The following is a 15749-nucleotide window of genomic DNA, read 5'->3' as shown; positions in this document are numbered from 1 at the left end:
AAGGAACCCACCATGTCGCAGAGCATCCGCGTCGCCGTCCTCGGCGCCCACGGTCGCATGGGCAGCGCCGCCTGCACGGCGATCGAGGAGGCCGACGGCCTCGAGCTCGTCGCCCGGATCGGCAGCTCCGACCCGCTCGACGCCGCGGCCGATGCCGGCGCACAGGTCGTCGTCGACCTCACCGTCCCCGCCGCCACCAAGCGCAACGTGCTCTGGGCGGTCGAGCGCGGGATCCACGCCGTGGTCGGCGCGACCGGCTGGGACGAGGACTCCCTCGCCGAGGTCCGCGCCGCGCTCGGCGAGGACCCGAGCACCGGCGTGCTCATCGCCCCGAACTTCGCGATCGGCGCCGTCCTGGTGATGCGCTTCGCCGAGGCCGCGGCCCGCTACTACGAGAGCGCCGAGGTCATCGAGATGCACCATCCCGACAAGCTCGACGCGCCCTCGGGCACCGCCCGCCACACGGCGGCCGCGATCGCGCGCGGCCGGGAGGCCGGGGGGCTGGGGGCCGTACCCGACGCCACGCAGAAGGACGAGCTCGGCGCCCGCGGCGCGGTCGTCGACGGCGTCCATGTGCACGCCGTCCGCCAGCGCGGCCTCGTCGCCCACGAGGTCGTCCAGTTCGGCGGGATCGGCGAGCAGCTGGTGCTGCGCCACGACTCCTTCGACCGCGTGAGCTTCATGCCCGGCGTGCTGCTGGGCGTGCGCGAGGTCGGCTCCCGTCCCGGGCTGACCGTGGGCCTCGACGGCTACATGGACCTCGGCTGAGCATGCGCGCGAAGATCGGCGTCGCCCTGCTGGTTCTGGTCACGGCGGCCTACTGCTGGGGCCTGCTGTGGATCGCGACCGGCTTCGCGCGCGCAGGCGGCGTGATCGGCTGGGGGCTGGCAGCGGGCCTCGTGGTGCTGCTCGTGCTCACCGTGTGGGTGACCTGGCGCGAGGTCCTGTTCGGCCTGCGCGCGGGACGTCTCGCGCGGCTCTACGGCGCGGCGCGCTTCGAGCCCCGGGTCGGTGGAGGGGCAGACGGCGCCGGGGCCGACGGCGCCGGGACAGGAGTCGTCGGGGCCGACGGCGCCCAGGCCCGCGCCGAGCAGGACCCCATCGCCCAGCGCGATGCGCGCAGGGCCGCGGCCCGCGCCGAGTTCGAGGCGGCGCGCGACGCCGTCCAGGACGGTGGCGAGGACGACTGGAGGGCCTGGTATCGCCTGGGCCTGGCCTACTCCGCGAACCGGGACACCCGGGACGCCCGGGCCGCCGTGCGCCGGGCGATCGCCGTGGAGGCCGGGCGCGGGGTCTGATCAGCCCCAGCCGAGCGCTCGGCAGAGCGCCGCGACCACGGCGGCCGCGATCACGACCGCCAGGAAGGGCGCGCGCAGGGCGAGCAGCAGCGCGGCGACCGCGAGCGCGGGCAGCCGGGCGTCGGCCATCAGCTGCTGGCCGTCGGCCGCGGCCTGGGTGGCGACCAGCGCGCCGAGCAGCGCGACGGGCAGCAGGGCGGTGACCCGCGCGATGCGCGGCTCTTCGAGGACCCCCGGCGGCACCTGGTAGCCGATCCACTTCTGCGCGAACGACAGCACCGCCGCCGCGATCACGCCCGCCCACAGCCAGCTCATGTGCGCTCACCGTCCCCGTTCGATGAGTCGGCCGGAGAGTTCTCGGTCGGAGTGTCGCCGGCGAGATCGCCGTCGACCCGGCTCCCGTCGACCGCGCTCCCGCCAGCCCCGGCGCGGCGGGGCAGGAGTCCTGCGACCACCGCGACCAGCGCCGCGGCGAGCACCGGCAGACCGGCGGGCAGGACGGGCGTCGCGATCAGCGCGATGAAGGCCGCGGCGACCGCAACGGCCACCACGTCCTTCGCGACCAGGCGCGGCCACAGCAGCCCCAGGAACGCCGCGGCGGCCGCGGCATCCAGGCCCCAGGCGCCCGGATCGCCCACGCTCTGCCCGATCACGGCCCCCACCAGGGAGAACAGGTTCCAGAACACGTAGACCGCGATCCCCGTCGCCCAGAACCCGGCGCGCTTGGCGGCCGGGGGACCGGCGGTCGCGGCCACGGCCGCGGACTCGTCGATCGTGAGCAGGGAGCGCGCGGCACCCTTCGCCCCGCCGCGCGGCAGCGTGGGCGCGAGCACGAGGCCGTAGAGGGTGTTGCGGATGCCCAGCAGCACGGCGGCCAGCGCCGCGCCCAGGGCGCTCCCGCCCCCTCCGATCACGCCCACGAAGGCGAACTGGCTGCCGCCGGTGAACATGATCGCCGAGAGCACCATCGCCTGCCACACGTCGAGCCCCGAGGCGGTCGCGAGCGCCCCGAAGGAGATCCCGTACAGGCCGGTCGCGACCCCCACCGACAGGCCCTTGCGACGGGCGGCCGAGACGGCGAGGGACACCGACGCGGCATCCGGTGACGGAGCGCGGCCGGCGCTCTGCGCGGCGGGGGAGCGGTCGCTCGGATCGTGCATGCTCATGACCCGTCCACAGTAACCGGGGAGTTTCCCGCATGCGCAGGTCGCGCGGGGTATGAGACCGTGGGAGACATGAACGAAGCCTCCGCCGCGGGCGCCCCCGGGAAGGGCGCTCAGGCCCCTCAGGACCCCTTCCCCCTGGATGTCGACGCCCTCCTGCTCGACATGGACGGGACCCTCGTCGATTCGGGCCCCTCGGTGGAGCGCGCGTGGACGAAGCTGTTCGAGGAGCACGGCTCGACCCGGACCTTCGACCACACCCTGCATGGCAAGCCCGCCCGCGGGGTGCTCGCCGACGTCTTCCCCGACATGCCGGCCGACGAGATCGAGGCGGCCCATGCGCGCGTCGAGGACCTGGAGGTCGAGGACGCCAAGCGGATCTCGATCCTCCCGGGCACGGCCCGGCTGATCGGTGAGCTGCAGTCCGCCGCCGAACGGCTCGACCGACCCACCTGGACGATCGTGACCTCCTGCACACGGCGCCTGTTCGAGGCCCGCTGGGCGATCACCGACCTGCCCTACCCCGAGGAGACCCTCGTCACCGCCGACCAGGTGAGCCGCGGCAAGCCGGACCCGGAGCCCTACGTCCTCGGCGCCGAGCGCCTGGGCGCGGATCCCTCCCGGGCGCTCGTGATCGAGGACTCCCTGGGAGGCCTCGCCTCCGCCCGCGCCGCGGGGAGCCCGGCGATCGCGGTGACCACGACCACCCTCGCGCACGAGCTCGCACCCCACGCCCAGGCGCTGCTGACCTCCCTGGACGACGTCGCCGTCGAGGTGCACGAGGGGCACCTGCGCGTCGTCCGCCGCTGAGGGCGTCCCCGCCTGCCGGCTCCAGTACGATGCCGAGCATGCGTTCCGCTCTCACCGTGGCCGCCGGCCGTGCCGCGCGCCGCCTGGCCAGACTCCGCGGCGGGGGCCGCGGCGGCAGTGCCTTCCCCGGTCTCGTGGTCGAGAGGGTCGATCCCGGCTTCCTCGCCCGCACCCTCGAGGAGCTGCCGCTCGGCGTGGTCGTCGTCTCGGGCACCAACGGGAAGACGACCACCACGAAGATCCTCGTGGAGCTGCTGCGCTCCCAGGGCCTGCGGGTGTTCACCAACCCCACCGGCTCGAACTTCGTGCGCGGTGTGGCAGCGGCCCTGCTCACCGAGGTCGACGCCCGCGGTCGCCTCGCCGCCGACATCGCCGTGCTCGAGCTCGACGAGGCCCACGCCGTGCACTTCGTGCGCCAGGTGCGTCCCCGTGCGAGCCTGCTGCTGAACGTCATGCGCGACCAGCTCGACCGCTTCGGGGAGATCGACCACACCGCCGACCTCCTGCACACCGTCGCGAAGGCCAGCACCGAGCTCGTCGTCCTCAACGGGGACGACCCGCGCCTGTCCGCGCCGCGCTTCACCGACGACCTGAGCGCTCGGATCGAGCGCTTCGGCATCGGGGAGGGGCTGCGCCGCGTGTTCCTCTCCGACGACGACCTGCGCCGCGAGGACGCCGGGGGCGCGATGCTCGAGGACGCCGGCCTCGGCGCAGGCCCCGCCGACGGCGCGCGGACACCCACCACGCGGCTCGAGGCCATCGACGGCCGCCGCGCCCGCATCCTCGTCGACGGCGCCGAGCACGAGGTCGAGTTCGTGCTGCCCGGCGTCCACAACATGCTCAACGCCACCGGCGCGCTGGCCCTCGCCTCCTCCCTGCTCGGGGCCGACGCGGACCTCCCGGCCCTGCTGCGCGCCCTCGCCCACGTGCGGGCCGCCTTCGGACGCGGCGAGATGCTCGAGGTCGACGGCGTCCCCCTCGAGCTGGCCCTCGTGAAGAACCCCGCCGGGTTCCGGATGAGCCTGCTCAGCGCGGGCACGGACCCGGCCGAGACCATGATCGCGATCAACGACGAGTACGCCGACGGCCGCGACATGTCCTGGCTCTGGGACGTCGACTTCAGCGCCCTGCGCGCGAGCGGCGTCCACGTGGTCAGCGGCGTGCGCGCCTACGACATGGCCCTGCGCCTGCGCTACGACGAGGTGCTCGTGGACGGCGTCGAGACCGACCTCGGCGCGGCCCTGCGGTCGCTGATCGATGCCGCCCGCGCGAGCGGCCGGCCGATGCGTATCTTCTGCACCTACACCGCGATGCTCGCCGTGCGCACGCAGCTCTCGCGGATCACCCACGTGGAGACGGTCCTGTGAGCACGAACGAGCACCCCGCACCGTCGGCCGCGCAGGACGGGACCGGCGCGGACCTCACGCCGGTCCCGACGCCGCGCCAGCAGCCCGCCCGGCAGGACGCTCCCGCTCTGCGGATCCTGCAGCTCTACCCCTCCGAGATGAACATCTACGGCGACTGGGGGAACACCCTCACGCTGATCCGGCGCGCCCAGTGGAGCGGCTTCGAGGTCGACCTGCTGGCCCACGAGGTCGGCGACGAGCTCCCGGAGGACGTGGATCTCGTGGTCGCCGGCGGCGGCCAGGACTCCGGCCAGATGCGCATCGCCGCAGACCTGCTCTCCCACGGCCCCGCGATCCGCGAGTGGGCCGAGCAGGACGTCCCCATGCTCGCCGTCTGCGGCTCCTACCAGCTGTTCGGCCACGTGTTCGTGCCGGCCACCGGCGACACGGCCGACGAGCCGCTGACCGGCATCTCCCTGCTGGACGTCGAGACCCGCGGCAGCAGCACCCGCCTGATCGGCAACCTCACCATCGAGACCGAGCGCTTCGGGCCCGTGGTCGGCTACGAGAACCACTCCGGGCTGACCACTCTCGGGGCGGACTGCACGGCGCTGGGCACCGTGCGCCCCTTCGGCCAGGACGGCTCGAGCGCCGGCGGGAACAACGGGGCCGACGGCACCGAGGGCGCCGTGCACCGAGAGGTCATCGGCACCTACCTGCACGGCTCCGTGCTCCCCAAGAACCCGGCGCTCGCCGACCATCTGCTCGGGGCGGCCGTGCGCCACCGGGTGGGGGAGTGCGCGTACACCGCGCCCGACCTGGAGGGGATCGTCACCCAGCGCGCCCGCGACATCGCCATGTCCCGGCCGCGCTGAGGCCACCGGCTCGACTACCCTGGGGAACCATGAGCGACAGCGAGAGCGACATCGTCTTCCGGTCCGACATGACCGTCCAGCTGGTGCGGTCGGCGGCGCAGGACGGCGACGTCGTCTTCGCGGCCCGCGTCTCGACCCAGGGGGAGAAGACCCTGGCCACCGCGGGCGAGGACGCGAGCGAGCGCGACAAGGGCCTGATCCGGTTCCTCATGCGAGACCGCCACGGCAGCCCCTTCGAGCACAACAGCTTCACCTTCTACGTCGAGGCGCCGATCTTCGTGTTCCGCGAGTTCATGCGCCACCGCATGGCCTCCTACAACGAGGAGTCCGGGCGCTACCGGAAGATGCGAGCGGTGTTCTACGTGCCCGGCCCCGAGCGCAGCCTCCAGCAGGTCGGCAAGCCCGGCGCCTACACCTTCGAGCCCGGCACTCCCGAGCAGCACGAACTCGTGAACGAGACCGTGCGCGCGCAGTCGGCCTCCGCGTACGAGGGATACCGGCGGATGCTCGAGGCGGGCGTGGCCCGCGAGGTCGCGCGCACCGTGCTCCCGCTGAACCTGTACTCCTCGATGTACGTCACCGTGAACGCGCGCAGCATGATGAACTTCCTCAGCCTGCGCACCCAGCGCCCCGACTCGGCGTTCCCCTCCTTCCCGCAGCGCGAGATCGAGATGGTCGCCGAGCTCATGGAGCAGCACTTCGCCGAGAAGATGCCGCTCACCCACGCCGCCTTCGAGGCGGGCGGCCGCGTCGCCCCCTGACCCGTCCGCCCGACAGACCCGCATCCCCATCAGGCAGTCCCACCAGGAGGACAGATGACCGTCCAGCCCGCACCGGCAGCACGGCCCTTCGGCACCGTCGGCACCGCGATGGTCACCCCCTTCACCGAGGACGGTGAGAAGCTCGACCTGGATGCGGCGCAGGCCGTCGCCGCGCATCTCGTCGCGCACGGCAACGACTGCCTCGTGGTCAACGGGACGACGGGCGAATCGCCCACCACGAGCGACGCGGAGAAGATCGCCCTGGTCAGGGCCGTGCGCGAGGCCGTCGGCCCCGGGATCACTCTGCTCGCGGGCGTCGGCAGCAACGACACCCGCCACAGCATCGAGCTCGCCCGCGCCCACGCGGACCTCGACCTGCAGGGCCTGCTCGTCGTCACGCCCTACTACTCGAAGCCCTCCCAGGACGGCATCATCGCGCACACCGAGCAGGTGGCCGACGCCACCGAGCTGCCGATCCTGCTCTACGACATCCCCGGCCGCAGCGGCGTCCCGCTCGCGCACGAGACGCTCCTGCGCCTCGCCCAGCACGAGCGGATCCTCGCGGTCAAGGACGCCAAGGGCGACCTCCAGCAGGCCGCCCTGGTCACCGCCCAGTCCGACCTCGTGTACTACTCGGGGGAGGACGCCCTGAACCTCGCCTGGCTCGCCGTCGGAGCGGCCGGCATCGTCTCGGTCGTCGGCCACGTCGCCGGTGATCTCGAGGCGCAGATGGTCGCCGCCGTCCAGGCCGGCGACCTCCCCGCTGCCCAGCAGCTCAACCGCCGCCTGGCCCCCGTGGTCGAGGCGGTCATGACCCGTATGCCCGGCGCGGTCGCCGCGAAGACGGCCCTGGTGCTCCAGGGCGTTCTCCCGCACGCGACCGTCCGCGGCCCCCTCGCCCCTGCGAGCGCACCCCAGATGGCCGAGCTCAGAGAATCGCTCGCCGCCGTCGAGGGGATCCCGACGCTCGTCTGAACACCGGAAGGACCCATGACACTCACCACTCCCTTCAGCGAGCGGCTCCAGCAGCCCCGCAAGCCCGCCAAGGACACCCTGCGGATCATCCCGCTGGGCGGCCTCGGCGACGTGGGCCGCAACATGACCGTCTTCGACTACAACGGGCGCCTGCTCGTCGTCGACTGCGGCGTGCTGTTCCCCGAGGAGTCCCAGCCCGGCGTGGACCTGATCCTGCCGGACTTCCAGTACCTCGAGGACCGCCTCGACGACATCGCGGCGATCGTCCTCACCCACGGCCACGAGGACCACATCGGCGCCGTGCCCTACCTGCTGCGCCTGAAGCCCGACATCCCCGTCGTCGGCAGCCAGCTCACCCTCGCGTTCATCGAGGCCAAGCTGCGCGAGCACCGCATCAAGCCGTACACCCTCGCCGTCAAGGAGGGGGACAGCGAGAGCTTCGGCCCCTTCGACTGCGAGTTCGTCGCCGTCAACCACTCGATCCCCGACGCGCTCGCCGTGTACATCCAGACCCCCGCCGGGACCGTCCTGCACACCGGCGACTTCAAGATGGATCAGCTGCCGCTCGACGGCCGCATCACCGACCTGCGCGCCTTCGCACGCCTGGGTGAGAAGGGCGTCGACCTGTTCATGGTCGACTCCACGAACGCCGAGGTCCCGGGCTTCACGACCGCCGAGCGGGAGATCGGCCCGGTCATCGACTCGATCTTCGCGCGCTCGCGCCAGAAGATCGTCGTGGCATCGTTCTCGAGCCACGTCCACCGCGTCCAGCAGGTCCTCGACGCCGCCGCGAAGCACGGCCGCAAGGTCGCCTTCGTGGGCCGCTCGATGGTGCGCAACATGGGCATCGCCTCGGACATGGGTTACCTCGACGTGCCGCCGAACACCCTCGTGGACGTCAAGAAGATCGACTCCCTGCCCGACGAGAAGGTCGTGCTCATGTGCACCGGCAGCCAGGGCGAGCCGATGGCGGCGCTGGGCCGGATCGCGAACAGCGACCACCGCGTCTCGGTGGGCCCCGGGGACGTCGTGATCCTCGCGAGCTCCCTGATCCCCGGCAACGAGAACGCGGTCTTCCGGATCGTCAACGGCCTGATGGCCCTCGGCGCCGAGGTGGTCCACCAGGGCAGCGCCCGCGTGCACGTCTCCGGGCACGCGAGCTCGGGGGAGCTCCTGTACTGCTACAACATCGTGCGGCCGAAGAACGTCATGCCTGTGCACGGCGAGGTCCGCCACCTCATCGCCAACGGTCGCATCGCCGAGTCCTCGGGCGTGCCCGCCGACCACGTGGTCCTCGCGCACGACGGCTCCGTGGTCGACCTCAAGGACGGGAACGCGAAGGTCGTGGGCGAGATCCCCAACGGCTACGTGTACGTGGACGGATCCAGCATCGGCGAGATCTCCGAGGCCGACCTCAAGGATCGCCGCATCCTCGCCGATGAGGGCTTCATCTCCCTGTTCACCGTGGTCAGCTCCGAGACCGGCGAGATCCTCGCGGGCCCGGAGATCCACGCCCGCGGCGTCGCGGAGGACACGGCCGTCTTCGAGAAGATCCGACCCGACATCGTCAAGGCCCTCGAGAAGGCCCTCGCCGAGCAGACCGGCAAGCGCGACACGCACCAGCTGCAGCAGGTCATGCGGCGGGTCGTGGGCCGCTACGTGGGTCAGCGCCTGCGCCGCCGCCCGATGATCATCCCGGTGGTCGTCGAGGCCTGATCGGGCCGGCGCACACCCTGCCGGACGTCCCGGATCCCGCTCGCCCCGAGCGGGATCCGGGACGTCTCCGTGTCGCCGCACCCGGGCCCGACGGGCCCGAGAGGGTAGATTGGCCCCATGGCGACACGTACGTCTTCCCCCGCACGTGCGTCGAAGGGCTCGTCCCGGACCTCGTCCTCCCGCTCCTCGCAAGGAGCCGGCGCGGCCGCCCACGATCCGTCGACGCTCCCGCTCCCGGTGCGCGCAGTCCGCGCCGGATACCTCGGCATCGCCCGCGCGATCGGCGGGTTCATCCGCGCGATCGGCGTGGCCCGCTGGGAGGTCCCCTTCGACCAGCGCCGTGACGGCTACGCCCTGTTCCTGCTGCTGATCGCGGCCCTCGTGGCGACCCGCGAGTGGTTCCGCGCGCCCGGCGCGCTGTTCGACGGCGTGCACGCGGTGGTCGGCGGCACCTTCGGCATCGCCTCCGTCGCGGTGCCCCTGCTCGCGATCGGCTGGGCGCTGCGCATGTTCCGGCGCCCCGACTTCGTGCGCGCGAACACGCGGATCGCCCTGGGCGTCGCCCTGCTCATGGTCTCGTTCTCCGCGATCGCCTCGATCCACGCGCGCATGCCCGCCCCGTCCGACGGGATCGACGCGCTCGCCTCCGGCGGCGGGGTCCTCGGCTACCTGGGCGCCGCGCCCCTCGAGGCGCTCGTGCCGGCCCCCGTGGTGATCGCCGTCTACGTCCTCGTGGCCCTGTTCGCGGTGCTCGTGCTCACCGCCACGCCCGTCGAGGCGCTGCCCTCACGGATCCGCGGGGTGTACGCGAGCCTCGTCGGCCACAGCGAGGAGGAGGACGCCGAGCGCGAGAGCTTCGGAATGCGCCCGCGCCGCTCCGCCGCCCCCGCCGCGACCGAGGAGCAGGCGGAGACCGCTCCCAAGCCCCGTCGCCGCCGCACCAAGAAGGAGATCGCCGAGGACGCCGCGCGCGACCACGACGAGTTCGGCTACGCGGGCGACGAGGCCTTCTCCGGCGCCGTGCAGGACGACGAGGACGCCGCCGGCGGCCGTCGCTCCCGCGGTGCCCGCACCCGCAAGGGCTCCCGCGCCGCGGACGGCGCCGAGGGCACCGACAGCACCGAGGTCTTCGACGCCGTCGCCGACGAGAACGCCCGCGCCAAGGGCTTCCCCGGGAAGACCGCCGCCCTCCCGGCCGGCGGCGCCGGGGCCGACGGGCGCACCGCGCCGATGCCGGCCTCCGGTGCGCGCGGACAGAAGGGCGCGCGCGGTCAGGGCGCCGCGGGCGCGCAGGACGGCCAGCAGACCCGCCAGGCCCCGTCGGCGGCCGCGGCCTCGAAGGCGGCGCAGGAGGAGCGCCCCGAGATCATCCTCCCGCCCAGCGGGGACCTGCCGCGCGCGGGGGAGCAGCTCGAGCTCGCGGGCGACGTCGTCTACACCCTCCCGGACTCGTCGTTCCTCCTCGAGGGCCCGCCCGCGAAGTCCCGCTCCGAGGCCAACGACCGCGTGGTCGAGGCCCTCGGCGAGGTCTTCGCCCAGTTCAACGTCAACGCGGAGGTCGTCGGCTTCTCGCGCGGCCCGACGGTCACCCGCTACGAGGTCGAGCTCGCACCCGGCACGAAGGTCGAGAAGGTCACAGCGCTCGACAAGAACATCTCGTACGCGGTCGCGAGCTCGGACGTGCGCATCCTCTCGCCGATCCCGGGCAAGAAGGCCATCGGCATCGAGATCCCGAACGCCGACCGCGAGACCGTCGCCCTGGGCGACGTGCTGCGCAGCCCCGTCGCGACCCGCAACGAGCACCCGATGGTGATGGGCGTGGGCAAGGACGTCGAGGGCGGCTACGTCGTCGCGAACCTCGCGAAGATGCCGCACCTGCTGGTCGCGGGTGCCACCGGCTCGGGCAAGTCGAGCCTCGTGAACGCGATGATCACCTCGATCCTCATGCGCGCCACCCCGGAGGAGGTGCGCATGGTGCTCGTGGACCCCAAGCGCGTGGAGCTCACGATCTACGAGGGCATCCCGCACCTCATCACGCCAATCATCACCAACCCGAAGAAGGCCGCCGAGGCCCTCGAGTGGGTCGTCAAGGAGATGGACGCCCGCTACGACGACCTCGCGACCTTCGGCTTCAAGCACATCGACGACTTCAACAAGGCCGTGCGCGCCGGGGAGGTCGAGGTGCCCGCGGGCAGCGAGCGGCGCCTCGCCCCGTACCCGTACCTGCTGGTCGTCGTCGACGAGCTCGCGGACCTGATGATGGTCGCCCCGCGCGACGTCGAGGCCTCGATCCAGCGCATCACGCAGCTGGCCCGCGCCGCCGGCATCCACCTCGTGCTCGCGACCCAGCGTCCGAGCGTCGACGTGGTCACCGGCATCATCAAGGCGAACGTGCCCAGCCGCCTGGCCTTCTCGACCTCCTCCCTCCAGGACTCCCGCGTGATCCTGGATTCCCCCGGGGCCGAGAAGCTCATCGGGCAGGGCGACGCCCTGTTCCACCCGATGGGCAAGGCCAAGCCGATGCGCGCCCAGGTCGCCTGGGTCAACGAGTCGGAGATCCACAAGGTCGTCGACCATGTCAAGAAGCAGATGAAGCCGCACTACCGCGAGGACGTCACCGTCGCCGCGGCCAAGAAGCAGATCGACGACGACATCGGCGACGATCTCGAGGTGCTGCTGCAGGCGGCCGAGCTCGTGGTGACCACGCAGTTCGGCTCGACCTCCATGCTGCAGCGCAAGCTCCGCGTCGGCTTCGCCAAGGCCGGCCGCCTGATGGACCTGCTCGAGTCCCGCGAGATCGTCGGCCCGTCGATCGGCTCGAAGTCCCGCGACGTCCTCGTCGGCCCCGACGACCTCGCCGGCGCCGTCGCCCGCATCAAGGGCGAGGACGACCCCGGGTCAGCGGGCCGCGCCCCCTCGGACTCCGACGCCCCCTTCGACTCCGGCACCGACGTGGGCGACGGGGCCGGGTACTCCGAGGACGCGTACGACGACGCCGGATACGGCGGGGCGGACGAGGGCGACGACGGCTCCGGGGACGCGCCCGCGGGGCCCGGCGGACCCGCCCCCTCCGCCTCGGCGCAGGGCGGCGCCCCCGACCGCTACGGCCAGGACCCGCTCGCCCACGACGCGGGCGACGTCGCGACCGACTACTACGACGACTACGACTCCGCGGAGGGAGAGAGCGAGGACGCCTGGCAGCTCACCGGCAGGTGAGCCGTCGGCGCCCGAGCGATCGACACCGCGAGTCCCGACCGGGCGTCATCGACGCCGACCGAGGAGCAGGCATGAACGCCCCGCAGACCCACCCGGACGCCCCGCCCGTCCCGCTGTGGAACATCGCGAACATCCTCACGATGATCCGCTGCGTGATGGTGCCGGTGTTCGTCGTCGTCGCCGCCTTCTACCCGGACGTCATCTCCGGGCGGCTCGTGATCACGGCGATCTTCGTGCTCGCGATGATCACGGACTTCCTCGACGGGCACCTCGCCCGCAGCCGGAACCTCATCACCGACTTCGGGAAGATCGTCGACCCGATCGCGGACAAGGCCATGACCGGCGCCGCCTTCGTCATGCTCTCGGTCTGGGAGTACATCCCCTGGTGGATGACGATCCTGATCCTGCTGCGCGAGTTCGGCATCACCATCATGCGCTTCACGATCCTCAAGTACGGCGCGCTGCCGGCGAACCTCGCGGGCAAGACCAAGACGATGATGCAGACGATCGCGATCACCTTCTGCCTGCTGCCCTTCGAGCTGTGGTGGGGCCCGGCGCGCTGGATCGGCCTCGCCCTCGTGGTGATCGCCCTGGTCCTCACCGTCTACTCGGGCCTGGTGAACCTCAAGGACGGCCTGCGGCTGCGTCGCGAGGCCCTCTCCTCGACCTCCCGCCGATGAGCGGGTCCCCGGACACCGCCCGGGCGGTGATCGCTCTCGCGACCGAGGCCGGGCTGCAGCTCGCGACCGCGGAGTCGCTCACTGCCGGAGCCGTCGTCGCGCGGCTCGTGGACGTTCCCGGCGCGAGCGCATGCGTCGCCGGGGGAGCGGCCTGCTACACCTACGGGGCCAAGCACCGCGTGCTCGGGGTCGACGCCTCCGAGCTCGAGCGCACCGGCGCCGTCACGGCGGAGGTCGCCCGGGCCATGGCCCGCGGCGCCCTCGCCCTCTACGACGCCGATCTCGCCGTGTCGACCACCGGGGTCGCCGGTCCGGGGGCCGACGATCGCGGCGTCCCCGAGGGGACCGTCCACCTCGCCGTCGCGGTGCGCGGGGGCGGGGAGCGGTCCGCGCCGGAGTCCCGGATCGCCCTCGAGCGTGAGCTGCATCTCGCCGGATCTCGCGCCGAGATCCGTGAGGAGAGCGTCGGCGTCGCGCTCGACCTGCTGCGCACCGAGCTCGAGCGGATGGCGCAGGCCCCCTTCTGACCTCGCGCGATGCGCCGAGGGGACCCTCGGCCGGGGTTCGACGGCCCGTCCGCACAGCGTCATGAGGGGCAATGCACTGGGTTCTCCGAGGGAGCCGACCGTAGGATCGGGAACACCCGGAGCGGTCGGGACGTTGCACTCACCGTGATGAGCACGATGAATCCCACCCGCGCACGGCGCCCCGGACACCCGGCGCCCGCCCGCGCGACCACCCGTCCCGGGACCCTGCGCGCGGGAGCGCAGCTCCCCGCCGGGGCGCTCCGCACCCCCCGCAGGGACACGCACGCACACGCGGATGCGGCCACGGCCGCCCCCGCGCACACGAAGGGAGTCCGACCCATGATCCTCTTCCGCCAGGAGCTCGGCGACGTCCTGCGCGAGACCCGGCGCTCCCAGGGTCGCACCCTCCGACAGGTCTCCTCGGACGCCCGCGTCTCGCTGGGCTACCTCAGTGAGATCGAGCGCGGCCAGAAGGAGGCCTCGAGCGAGCTGCTCTCCTCGGTCACCGAGGCGCTCGGCATGCCCCTGTCCTTCGTGCTGCGCGAGGTCTCCGACCGCATCGCCGTGGCCGAGGGCATGAGCATCCCCGACACCATCCCCGAGGGTCTGGCCGACGGCACCGAGAGCCTCGTCGGCGCCGCCTGACGTGCGCCGCAGCGAGTACACGCAGCTCGCGGACCACGTCTTCGGGCGCACCCTCGCGACGACGTACACGCAGGAGCTCGCCCTCGCGCGGCTCGGCCACCGCACCCCCGCCCAGGCGATCGCCCAGGGCGAGGACGTGCGGGCGGTCTGGACCGCTCTGTGCGACGAGATGGACGTCCCGGAGTCGCGGCGCTGGGAGATCCCTCCCGAGCTGCGGCATCGCTGAGGGGCCGCAGGGCGCCTCGCCAGCACGCGGGCCCTTCTTCCACGCGGCGCGCCGGACGACCGGCGCGCCGCGTGTCGCATACGTGCGTTCGAACATCTGTTCGGGTATCGTGGCGCCCGACGACCGGTTCCGCACAGGACCGATCCGCCCTCGCCCACGGGTCCTCCACAGGGGCCCTCCATCCACAGGCGGGGCGGGATCCTCCCGGATGTCCGACCGTCGACCTAGTGTGGCCGCACGGCACGCATCCGCCGGTCGCACCGGCTCCCCGGAAGGAACAGAACATGCCCGCAGCGAAGTCCAGCTCCGCACCCAAGGACCGCGCGTCCAAGGACCGAGCGTCCTCCCTCGACAACGCCCTCGCCCAGATCGACCGCCAGTTCGGCAAGGGCTCGATCATGCGCCTGGGCGATGACACCCGCCCTCCGGTCGAGGTCATCCCCACCGGCTCGGTCGCCCTCGACGCCGCCCTCGGCATCGGCGGCCTGCCCCGTGGCCGCATCGTGGAGATCTACGGCCCGGAGTCCTCGGGCAAGACCACGGTGGCCCTGCACGCGGTCGCCAACGCCCAGCGCAACGGCGGCATCGCCGCCTTCATCGACGCCGAGCACGCCCTGGATCCCGAGTACGCGAAGAAGCTCGGCGTGGACACCGACGCCCTGCTGGTCTCCCAGCCGGACACCGGTGAGCAGGCCCTCGAGATCGCCGACATGCTGATCCGCTCCGGCGCCCTGGACGTGGTGGTCGTCGACTCCGTCGCCGCGCTCGTGCCCAAGGCGGAGATCGAGGGCGAGATGGGCGACTCCCACGTCGGCCTGCAGGCGCGCCTCATGTCCCAGGCGCTGCGCAAGCTCACCGGTGCGCTGTCCTCCTCGGGCACCACCGCGATCTTCATCAACCAGCTGCGCGAGAAGATCGGTGTGTTCTTCGGCAGCCCGGAGACCACCACGGGCGGCAAGGCCCTGAAGTTCTACGCCTCCGTGCGCATGGACATCCGCCGCATCGAGACCCTCAAGACCGGTCAGGACTCCGTGGGCAACCGCACCCGCGTCAAGGTCGTGAAGAACAAGATGGCCCCGCCCTTCAAGCAGGCCGAGTTCGACATCCTCTACGGCGAGGGGATCTCCCGCGAGGGCGGTCTCATCGACATGGGCGTGGAGAACGGCATCGTGCGCAAGTCCGGTGCCTGGTTCACCTACGAGGGCGACCAGCTGGGCCAGGGCAAGGAGAACGCCCGCCAGTTCCTCAAGGACAACCCGGACCTCGCCGCCGAGATCGAGCAGAAGATCCTGCAGACCCTCGGTGTGGGCGAGTACGCCGTCAAGGAGGAGGCTCCGGCCGAGGCCGAGGGTGAGTCCTTCGACGCCGGCGAGTTCCTCGACGAGGACGTCCCGGCGACGATCTGATCCGGCCACCCGGATCGGTCAGCCATGACCGGGACGGAATCCGACCCAGCGCGCGGCGGCATGCATCCCATGCCGTCGCGCGCTCTCGTCCCCAGGACCCCTGAG

16 protein-coding genes are annotated in these 15749 nt (G+C 72.5%); 14 read left to right on the top strand and 2 right to left on the bottom strand.

Annotation, left to right across the window (positions count from 1 at the left end; genetic code table 11):
- Window positions 1–12: 12 nt before the first annotated feature.
- The gene (gene dapB / locus FHG10_RS12060; RefSeq protein ID WP_152353573.1) at window positions 13–768 is read left to right on the top strand and encodes a 4-hydroxy-tetrahydrodipicolinate reductase; all 756 of its coding nucleotides are present in this window, start codon (window positions 13–15) and stop codon (window positions 766–768) included.
- A 2-nt stretch (window positions 769–770) separates the two neighbouring features.
- Window positions 771–1298 (top strand): hypothetical protein, encoded by a 528-nt coding sequence (locus FHG10_RS12055; RefSeq protein ID WP_152353572.1) that lies wholly within the window; start codon window positions 771–773, stop codon window positions 1296–1298.
- Here FHG10_RS12055 and FHG10_RS12050 read toward each other — a convergent pair whose 3' ends face one another.
- Window positions 1299–1613 (bottom strand): AzlD domain-containing protein, encoded by a 315-nt coding sequence (locus FHG10_RS12050; protein WP_152353571.1) that lies wholly within the window; start codon window positions 1611–1613, stop codon window positions 1299–1301.
- A complete protein-coding gene (locus tag FHG10_RS12045) occupies window positions 1610–2464 on the bottom strand; it encodes an AzlC family ABC transporter permease (protein WP_227488215.1) in 855 nt (284 codons plus the stop codon). Before FHG10_RS12045 ends, FHG10_RS12050 begins: the two co-directional genes overlap by 4 nt.
- Before the next feature lie 69 nt (window positions 2465–2533).
- Between FHG10_RS12045 and FHG10_RS12040 the strand changes: the two genes are divergently transcribed.
- The 12 genes from FHG10_RS12040 (at window position 2534) to recA (ending at window position 15644) form a co-directional block, all read left to right on the top strand.
- Complete coding sequence (locus tag FHG10_RS12040) at window positions 2534–3271, top strand: HAD-IA family hydrolase (RefSeq protein WP_152353570.1); 738 nt, start codon at window positions 2534–2536, stop codon at window positions 3269–3271.
- Window positions 3272–3300: 29 nt separating this feature from the next.
- Entirely contained in the window at window positions 3301–4638 is a 1338-nt protein-coding gene (locus tag FHG10_RS12035; protein WP_406565163.1) for a MurT ligase domain-containing protein, read from the top strand.
- Between the two features lie 107 nt (window positions 4639–4745).
- Complete coding sequence (locus FHG10_RS12030; RefSeq protein ID WP_406565165.1) at window positions 4746–5492, top strand: type 1 glutamine amidotransferase; 747 nt, start codon at window positions 4746–4748, stop codon at window positions 5490–5492.
- A gap of 29 nt (window positions 5493–5521) precedes the next feature.
- Window positions 5522–6253 carry an FAD-dependent thymidylate synthase gene (gene thyX, locus FHG10_RS12025; protein ID WP_152353568.1) on the top strand — a complete coding sequence of 244 codons (732 nt, stop codon included), beginning with the start codon at window positions 5522–5524 and terminating at the stop codon, window positions 6251–6253.
- 54 nt (window positions 6254–6307) lie between these two features.
- Window positions 6308–7228 (top strand): 4-hydroxy-tetrahydrodipicolinate synthase, encoded by a 921-nt coding sequence (gene dapA, locus FHG10_RS12020; RefSeq protein ID WP_152353567.1) that lies wholly within the window; start codon window positions 6308–6310, stop codon window positions 7226–7228.
- Window positions 7229–7243: 15 nt separating this feature from the next.
- Window positions 7244–8944 carry a ribonuclease J gene (locus tag FHG10_RS12015; RefSeq protein ID WP_152353566.1) on the top strand — a complete coding sequence of 567 codons (1701 nt, stop codon included), beginning with the start codon at window positions 7244–7246 and terminating at the stop codon, window positions 8942–8944.
- Between the two features lie 117 nt (window positions 8945–9061).
- Window positions 9062–12160 carry an FtsK/SpoIIIE family DNA translocase gene (locus FHG10_RS12010; RefSeq protein ID WP_152353565.1) on the top strand — a complete coding sequence of 1033 codons (3099 nt, stop codon included), beginning with the start codon at window positions 9062–9064 and terminating at the stop codon, window positions 12158–12160.
- A 71-nt stretch (window positions 12161–12231) separates the two neighbouring features.
- Window positions 12232–12840: a CDP-diacylglycerol--glycerol-3-phosphate 3-phosphatidyltransferase gene (pgsA, locus tag FHG10_RS12005; RefSeq protein ID WP_152353564.1), complete on the top strand. Its 609-nt coding sequence runs from the start codon at window positions 12232–12234 to the stop codon at window positions 12838–12840.
- The gene (locus FHG10_RS12000) at window positions 12837–13367 is read left to right on the top strand and encodes a CinA family protein (protein WP_152353563.1); all 531 of its coding nucleotides are present in this window, start codon (window positions 12837–12839) and stop codon (window positions 13365–13367) included. Before pgsA ends, FHG10_RS12000 begins: the two co-directional genes overlap by 4 nt.
- Before the next feature lie 339 nt (window positions 13368–13706).
- Entirely contained in the window at window positions 13707–14012 is a 306-nt protein-coding gene (locus FHG10_RS11995) for a helix-turn-helix domain-containing protein (protein ID WP_152353562.1), read from the top strand.
- Window position 14013: 1 nt separating this feature from the next.
- A complete protein-coding gene (locus tag FHG10_RS11990) occupies window positions 14014–14238 on the top strand; it encodes a DUF3046 domain-containing protein (protein ID WP_152353561.1) in 225 nt (74 codons plus the stop codon).
- Between the two features lie 284 nt (window positions 14239–14522).
- The gene (recA, locus tag FHG10_RS11985) at window positions 14523–15644 is read left to right on the top strand and encodes a recombinase RecA (protein ID WP_152353560.1); all 1122 of its coding nucleotides are present in this window, start codon (window positions 14523–14525) and stop codon (window positions 15642–15644) included.
- Window positions 15645–15749: the final 105 nt, after the last annotated feature.

Source organism: Brachybacterium subflavum (assembly GCF_009299795.1).
GTDB lineage: Bacteria > Actinomycetota > Actinomycetes > Actinomycetales > Dermabacteraceae > Brachybacterium > Brachybacterium subflavum.
This window is presented reverse-complemented; position numbering and strand designations above follow the sequence as displayed.